The sequence below is a fragment of the uncultured Proteiniphilum sp. genome (assembly GCF_937873925.1).
Classification (GTDB): domain Bacteria; phylum Bacteroidota; class Bacteroidia; order Bacteroidales; family Dysgonomonadaceae; genus Proteiniphilum.
Genome location: NZ_CALNAT010000035.1, coordinates 1 through 7,579 on the forward strand (window position 1 = coordinate 1; position 7,579 = coordinate 7,579).

General features: G+C 42.1%; 7 protein-coding genes and 1 pseudogene. 4 read left to right on the forward strand and 4 right to left on the reverse strand.

Features of this window, described 5'->3' with window-relative positions; translation table 11 throughout:
- Positions 1–159: pseudogene (locus tag Q0502_RS02385) on the forward strand (elongation factor Ts); the annotation flags it as partial.
- 133 nt (positions 160–292) lie between these two features.
- Here Q0502_RS02385 and Q0502_RS02390 read toward each other — a convergent pair.
- From Q0502_RS02390 to mutY, 4 genes are all read right to left on the reverse strand, one after another.
- Positions 293–922, reverse strand: a complete 630-nt coding sequence (locus tag Q0502_RS02390) for a 4'-phosphopantetheinyl transferase family protein (protein ID WP_298646685.1) — start codon at positions 920–922, stop codon at positions 293–295.
- A gap of 23 nt (positions 923–945) precedes the next feature.
- Positions 946–2,286: a gliding motility-associated protein GldE gene (gldE, locus tag Q0502_RS02395; RefSeq protein ID WP_298646688.1), complete on the reverse strand. Its 1,341-nt coding sequence runs from the start codon at positions 2,284–2,286 to the stop codon at positions 946–948.
- A gap of 110 nt (positions 2,287–2,396) precedes the next feature.
- On the reverse strand, positions 2,397–2,855 hold the full coding sequence (gene ssb, locus Q0502_RS02400; protein ID WP_298646690.1) for a single-stranded DNA-binding protein: 459 nt from the start codon (positions 2,853–2,855) through the stop codon (positions 2,397–2,399).
- 83 nt (positions 2,856–2,938) lie between these two features.
- On the reverse strand, positions 2,939–4,009 hold the full coding sequence (mutY, locus tag Q0502_RS02405) for an A/G-specific adenine glycosylase (RefSeq protein WP_298646691.1): 1,071 nt from the start codon (positions 4,007–4,009) through the stop codon (positions 2,939–2,941).
- Between the two features lie 457 nt (positions 4,010–4,466).
- On the opposite strand from mutY, the gene Q0502_RS02410 reads away from it, so the two are divergent.
- From Q0502_RS02410 to Q0502_RS02420, 3 genes are all read left to right on the forward strand, one after another.
- Positions 4,467–4,748: an HU family DNA-binding protein gene (locus Q0502_RS02410; RefSeq protein ID WP_298646694.1), complete on the forward strand. Its 282-nt coding sequence runs from the start codon at positions 4,467–4,469 to the stop codon at positions 4,746–4,748.
- Positions 4,749–5,039: 291 nt separating this feature from the next.
- Positions 5,040–6,608 (forward strand): Rne/Rng family ribonuclease, encoded by a 1,569-nt coding sequence (locus tag Q0502_RS02415; protein WP_298646696.1) that lies wholly within the window; start codon positions 5,040–5,042, stop codon positions 6,606–6,608.
- Positions 6,609–6,798: 190 nt separating this feature from the next.
- Positions 6,799–7,395, forward strand: coding sequence for a hypothetical protein (locus Q0502_RS02420; RefSeq protein WP_298646699.1), 597 nt, complete (start codon positions 6,799–6,801; stop codon positions 7,393–7,395).
- Positions 7,396–7,579 lie beyond the last annotated feature (184 nt).

Below are 7,579 nucleotides of genomic sequence, written 5' to 3' on the forward strand. Positions count from 1 at the left end.
AGGATTGCGGAAGGAGCATTGCAAAAATTCTATAAGGAATCTGCACTTGTTCAACAGGAATATGTAAAAGATCCCAAGAAGACCATTGAACAGTTCCTGAAAGAGAGTGATAAAGAGTTGTCGGTTACTACCTTTAAACGTGTATCGTTGAACGTGTAAGGCAACTATTCGCTTGCAAATTTAAATGAATAGAGCGCTTCGGGAGATTTTCCGGGGCGTTTTTTTGTTTATTTGCCCCTCAGCATCCAGCACTTTGTCTTATCATCCAATAATAAATCATCCCATCCTTACATCAATCTATTACCCAGGTAAGTACATAGTCGGGATGTATCTCGTAATGTATGTTGAATGTACGGCTACGGTCGGTTTTGGTTTCCGTGGCCGTTATGATCCCTTTGAGTGCAGGAGTGAACGGATGGATATGGAGATGGTGCCTGAAATGGATCCCGCTTTCTTCCATCAGCTTGAACAGGCTCTCTTTTGCCGACCAGTGCAACAGTTGATGGACTGTTTTCTGTGATGGATCGATATATTCTTCATCCGCAATGAATTTTTCGGCGACCTTTTTCACTCTCTCCGACCGGATCTCGATATCGATACCCACGGAATATGTTTCATGCAGGAGAACGGCGGCGTAATCTTTCGTATGCGAGATGCTGATATGGTGAGTTCCGTCTTCCAGATAAGGTTTCCCATCTGCATGGTTGAGAATGGTTTTTTCTTCGTCCAATAACATGAAAAGCAGAATACGGGTGGAAAGCCACTCAATAGTACGCCTCTCGGAACGGATGCCTTCCACATATTCGATCGCATCGGAACGCATATGCTCCGGAAGAAGCAATAGCAACTCTTCGCGTGATTCATCCATTTTCCATATCCCCAGTAATCCTCCGCAAGCGGTATGTTCTCTTCTGATCAGCATGTGCAGGGACTTAACAGGGTGGCTTACGGTTCAATATCTTCATCTCTTTTCACTTTTGGCGGGATGTAACGTACTTTGGTAATTCTTTTTTTACTCATCTCCTCTGCCTGAAAGGTATATTTTTTGTAAATAAAGTTCTCTTTCCGTTTTGGAAAATCGCCTTTCAATTCCAGCAACAGCCCCGCGAGAGTGTCTACTTCCTCCGACATCTTCTCGAAATCTTTTGCCGGCAACCGGGTAATTTTAATGAAATCCTCCAGTGGGGTTTTTCCTTCGAAGATATAGGAACCGTCGGCCGCAAGGGTATAAAAGGGTATTTCCTCATCATACTCGTCACTGATATCGCCTACGATCTCTTCGAGTATATCTTCCAGTGTAACCAGCCCCGATGTCCCTCCGTACTCATCCACCACAATGGCCATATGGATTTTATGAGTGCGGAACTCCTCCAGCAGGTCGTCGATACGTTTTGTCCGCGGCACGAAATAAGCCGGACGGATCAGCGTCTGCCATTTGAAAGAAGTTGCTTTTCCCAGATGCGGCAGCAGGTCCTTTACATACAAGATGCCTTTGATATTATCGGCATTCTCTTCAAAAACAGGAATACGGGAAAAGCCGGCATCTACAATAAAATTGATCACCTCACTGAAAGGCTTTTGCAGTTCAATGGCAACCATGTCGCTCCGGGAGATTGAAATATCGTCTACCAATTTGTCCTTGAACCGGATGATACCTTCGAGCATCTCTTTCTCCTGTTCGTGCGTGATCTCGTTAGACCTGATCTCAAGCGCCTTGGAGAGATCGTTGGCGGAGATCTCATGCTGCCACCGGGTGGTACGATTGTAGATCGCGGCACTTTTTGCGAGCAATGATGAAAAGGGACTCATCAGTATGTCTGTCAGACGGATAAAGGGGGAACAGCTGCCGGCAAAACGTAGCGGACGATGTGAAGCGTAATACCGGGAGAGAATGTTGACGAGCAGCAGAATAACACAGATGGAGACAACCACTCCCGGAATAAGGGTATTGACGGTGCTCCTTTCAAAGAAAGACAATCGATTCAACAGATAAATGATCAGTACTGTGATAGTCACATGCAGAAACAGTTGGGCAACCACAAGAGATGCCAGAAGTCTTTCCGGTTTTTTGAGAAGATTTGAAATACGGATTTTCTTCGGTTCATCAGAAGAATGTAGATCGTCGGTAAATTTCTTTTTGATGGTAAAAAAAGCTACTTCAGCACCTGAAATAATTGCATTTGAGATAATAAGCAGGAGAAGCAGTACTGCTATCATATAATCGGACAATTCGGGCAGGTTTGCCGTCAGGTATACGCTTAACAACGATGAAGGGTCAGGATCCAAGTGTCAGTTTTTTAGTGAAACAAGGAGAGAATGTTTTAGCACTCGATTTTAATGCTCGTTTCAGCAGAAAAAGTGATAAAACATTCTCCCACAAAATTACAATGTTTTATTTAAAAAGGCAAATCATCTACATCGGAGATTTCGTCCTGTTCATCCCTGGGGGCAGTACCTGACGAAGAGGGATAATGATGCCCGTTCTCATTCTCTCTGCTCCCCGGTCCTTCATCGCCACCCCCTCTACGGCCAAGAAGTTCCAGGTTGTCGGCAACCACTTCGGTGATATACCTCTTCACCCCATTTTGGTCGTCGTATGTACGGGAACGGATTTTCCCTTCCACATAGACCAATGTTCCCTTTTTTACAAATTTTTCAGCAATTTGTGCCAATCCTCTCCAACATACAATGTTATGCCATTCCGTACGTTCAGGCACCTGTGTGCCGCCAGAAGTTGTGTAACCTCTTTCACTGGTTGCAAGCGAGAAATTCGCTTTTGCAACATCATTGTCAAAATACTTCATTTCAGGGTCTCTTCCTACATTCCCCACTAAGATTACTTTGTTTACCGACATACTTTAAAAATTTTTGGTTTTAGAATAGCTCTCGCTGTAGAAACAAAATTAAGCATTTATTTGTAATTGACAACGAAAAGTGATCAAATTGTTTCGAGGTACTTGTGCATTAACCTCGAAACCGGATAATCCTGAAGTTGTTCATTTTCAATTTTCAAGATCTCTTGCGGAGGGTTGTAAGGGAGCTCGTCCGGAATAATTATCCGGTAAAAATGGGTATGTATGGCCTGGTGTGTAAGTTGATGTTTGATTGTTAGCCGGTGGTCGACGGACAAAGACGATACTTTGCTGAAAAGCTGCCGGAAGGCTTTCGTCTTTTCCAGTTCAGCAAAATCCGATGGTCCGGGGGTTTCGATCAGGGGAAATTCGAACAGATTTTTCCAGATATCCGAACCGTTGCGTTTATGCAGAAATGTGTTGCCGTGGTGCTGGATATGGAGATAGTTGAAATAACGGTCTTTGACGGAAATTTTCCGGTCGTTTACCGGAAATTTTCCGATACGGTTTTCGGAAAAAGCCATACAATACTCCTGAAGCACACATGACATACATTTTGGTTGAGCAGGTGTACAGATCATAGCGCCGAAATCCATGACAGCCTGATTGTACCTCCCGGGATTTTCAGGGTCGAGCAGCGATTGAGCGATCTCTTTGATCATCTTTTTCCCTTCCGAGGTGTGTATGGATAATTCAATAGCGAACAGCCGGGCGACGACCCTGAATACATTGCCGTCCACTACTGCATAAGGCTCATTGAATGCGATCGACGCAATCGCTGCCGCTGTATACTCGCCTACTCCTTTCAGTGAGATGATATGGGAGTGGGTGGATGGAAATGTGCCGTGGAAGGTACTCATCATCTGTTTTGCCGCGGCGTGCACATTGCGGGCGCGGGTATAATAACCGAGACCCTGCCATAATTTCAACACCTCTTCTTCATCGGCCGCGGCAAGTGATTGTATGTCGGGAAATCTCCCGATGAACCGTAAATAGTAATCTCTCCCCTGTGCGACCCTGGTCTGCTGCAAAATTATTTCCGATATCCATATTTTATAAGGATCGGTGGTTCCCCGCCAGGGCAGATCACGCCCGTATTCCCTGTACCATTTCAGTAAATGTACGATAATCATTGAGTTATCAGCTCTTCCTTTCATTCCTTTTCTGTTCCAGTCAATGGAGAATATTTCTTCGCCCGACAAAACTAATTAAAAAAGAACCAAGAGACAAAACGATTTATTGATTTGATAATTCAACGATGTGATGATTCAATTGAAATTAGAGGTAAAAGACAGATGGAGGATAAAAGATTAGGGGATATATAGAAGTCAGAACTAAGAAGTTAGAAGTGAAAAAGTGCGGGAAGTTCAGAGTCCTGAATTTTGAATTGAAAATCGACATAGTCAAATCCTGAATTTTGAACCTGAAATTTGTGAGATCTTGAACTTTAACAGTCTTTATTCTTGATTCTTGGCTCTTGACTCTAAAAAAAGAGGAAATTCGGAAAATTTCCCTTCATTTATTTTTTACGTTAAGAAAAAAGCTATATATTTGCAATCCAAAATTTTACTAATTACCCGATGGTATTATTATTAATATTAAAATATAAATAAAATGACTAAAGCAGACATTGTAAATGAAATTGCGAAGAAGACCGGCGTAGATAAAGCATCGGTATTGGCAACAGTGGAATCTTTCATGGAAGTGGTAAAAGATTCTTTGGCAAATAACGAGAACGTATACCTCAGAGGTTTCGGAAGTTTCATTGTGAAAAAGAGAGCTCAGAAAACGGCCCGTAACATTTCCAAAAATACGACCATCATCATTCCTGAACACAATATCCCCGCTTTCAAACCGGCCAAAACATTTGTAAGCCAGGTGAAGGGTGATAAATAATATATAATTAAATAAGGAGAAATAGCATATGCCAAGCGGAAAAAAAAGAAAAAGGCATAAAATGTCTGTACACAAGCGTAAAAAAAGACTGAGAAAGAATAGACATAAGAAGAAGAAATAACGCCGTAGTACTTTTTTTACTCAAGAATAGAGGAACAAACTTAAAAGAACCAATCGGCTATTAAGTTTGTTCTTTGTGTATAAAACGGGTGAGGTTCTGGCGAGAACCCCCCTTTCTGTTGTGAAGACAGAAGCCAAATAATTGAAAATTAATTTATAAAACGAACAATTGTGACAAGCGAACTTGTTGTAGATGTTCAATCCAAAGAAATCACCATCGCGGTTCTCGAAGACAAAAAACTGGTAGAATTGCAACAGGAGAGTCTGGAGGGGGCTTTTGCGGTTGGGAACATCTACGTGGGCAAAGTTAAGAAACTGATGCCCGCCCTCAACGCTGCATTTGTGAATGTGGGACATAAAAAGGACGCTTTTCTTCACTACTTGGATTTAGGGGTTGAATTCAACTCGGTTCTCTATTTTCAGAAACTGGTTGAAGACAAAAAGAAGGTACCGCAGCTCCAGAAGATGAAGTTGCAGCCCGAGATCGAGAAAGAAGGATCTATCGCGGATATATTGAAAGTAGGGCAGGAGATATTGGTGCAAGTCGCCAAAGAGCCTATTTCAACGAAGGGTCCGAGATTGACGGCCGAAATCTCTTTCGCAGGACGATTTATGGTGTTGATCCCATTTATCAACCGGGTATCGGTATCCCAAAAGATTAAATCGCGCGAGGAGCGCGCCCGGCTACGACAGCTGATGCAAAGTATCAAACCGAAGAATTTCGGAGTGATCATACGCACCAATGCCGAAGGGAAACGGGTGGCCGACCTCGATGCGGAACTGAAACTGCTGGTAAAGAGATGGGAAGACAATATCGGCAAGATACAGAAAGCCAAGGCACCCTCGCTCATTTATGAGGAAACGGGACGTACCGTAGCACTGTTACGCGATATTTTTAGTCCCTCTTTCGAACAGATTCATGTCAATGACCGGGAGGTTGCCCGACAGATTGCCGATTATGTGAGTGTGATTGCCCCTGACCGTAAGAACGTTGTCAGGGAATACAAGGGTGCACTCCCCGTTTTGGATAATTTCGGTATTACCAAGCAGGTCAAGTCGCTCTTTGGTAAGACTGTTACATTCAAAAACGGTGCCTATCTCATTATTGAGCATACCGAAGCATTGCATGTGATCGATGTAAACAGCGGGAATCGCAATAAATCGAAACTCGGTCAGGAAGACAGCGCTTATGAGGTGAATGTGGCCGCCGCCGAAGAGATTGCCCGTCAGTTGCGTTTGCGGGATATGGGTGGCATCATTGTTATCGACTTCATCGACATGAATAAAGGAGAGCATCGCAATAAGTTGCTCGCCAGGATGCAGGAGTTGATGGCAAAAGACAGGGCCAAACATAATATCCTGCCATTGAGCAAGTTCGGATTGATGCAGATTACGCGCCAGCGTGTCCGCCCCGAAATGGAAGTTGCCACGAGCGAGGTTTGCCCCACCTGCTTTGGTAAAGGAAAGATAAAGTCGTCGCTTCTTTTCACAGATACATTAGAAGGAAAGATCGATTATTTAGTGACCAAGCTAAAAGTGAAGAAATTCAGTCTGCATATACATCCTTATGTTGCAGCGTATGTTCAGCAGGGTCTTTTTTCGTTGAAATACAAATGGAGAAAAAAATTCAATGTGGGTATGAAAATCATTCCCGACCAGAAGCTCGGGTTCCTGCAATATGAATTTTATGACAAAGAGGGAAACGAAATAGATCTGAAAGAAGAAATTGAAATGAAATAACGTCTCGTGTGAACGAGGCGGAAAGCAAAATAAAAACCGGTATTACCACAGTGAATACCGGTTTTTTGCGTTGGTAAAACTTAATTTAGCTATATCGAGCGTAGAATTATCACTCGAGGAGCGAAGGCGACTCAAATAGTGGAATGAATTCAAATATCTAACTTTAGTGAAAATAAATAATTTTAATCGTATGAAAAAAGTAATTTTGTCTTTGATTTTGTTTCTTCCTTTAATGACCATAGTCTGTCATCAAACCCGAAAGCAATATACCGATCCTGATACAGAATCAATACGTATTAATAATATGATTGAGAAGATTAAGTTCATTGATTATTATGAAGTGATTGATGATTTAGCCACTCCAAATTCATTGAAAAACGATACGTTCCCGGATTATGATTACCTATATATATTACTTCTTGATACAGTTCATATTCAACTGATTAATCAATATTATCCCAGAATAGTAAATGATTTTAGGCTGTATTATGATTTTTTGGATTTTTCACGGATAGAGAATAATAGCCGGAGGTCCCAGATGAAATTTATAGAAACGGAACTAGAGTCGTTAAAGGATTGTTTTAGGGATGAAAGGATTTTAAAGGAAATTCTTTCTAATAACTTTGGTCAAGAACCGGGGTCGAATGTACGGTTGGATGATGAAGTTTTCATAAAAGACGACAACGTTGCCGTTTTTTGGATTAATGGAATAGGGTCGGACCTCAATAAGGTATGGAAAGGCGAAAAAGGATTATATATTGAGCATATTTCCACCACAATGACCTGATTTTTACACTTATTTTTAGTCTGGGATTCGCGTATTTTATAACCTGTTTTACACCCAATCTACATTATAGTATAAAAGGATCTGTTTGAAATCTTTGTTTTCCCGGAAACGGGATTCGGCCGATTTTATCAATTCCCTGGCCTGGGTTGGAGAGAATTGATTGTCGAGTTTGAGTAAAATTTCA

Coding starts and splice junctions, on each gene's coding strand:
- Q0502_RS02390 (WP_298646685.1), bottom strand. CDS start 922: ATGCTGATCAGAAGAGAACATACCGCTTGCGGAGGATTACTGGGGATA.
- ssb (WP_298646690.1), bottom strand. CDS start 2,855: ATGTCGGTAAACAAAGTAATCTTAGTGGGGAATGTAGGAAGAGACCCT.
- mutY (WP_298646691.1), bottom strand. CDS start 4,009: ATGAAAGGAAGAGCTGATAACTCAATGATTATCGTACATTTACTGAAA.
- Q0502_RS02410 (WP_298646694.1), top strand. CDS start 4,467: ATGACTAAAGCAGACATTGTAAATGAAATTGCGAAGAAGACCGGCGTA.
- Q0502_RS02420 (WP_298646699.1), top strand. CDS start 6,799: ATGAAAAAAGTAATTTTGTCTTTGATTTTGTTTCTTCCTTTAATGACC.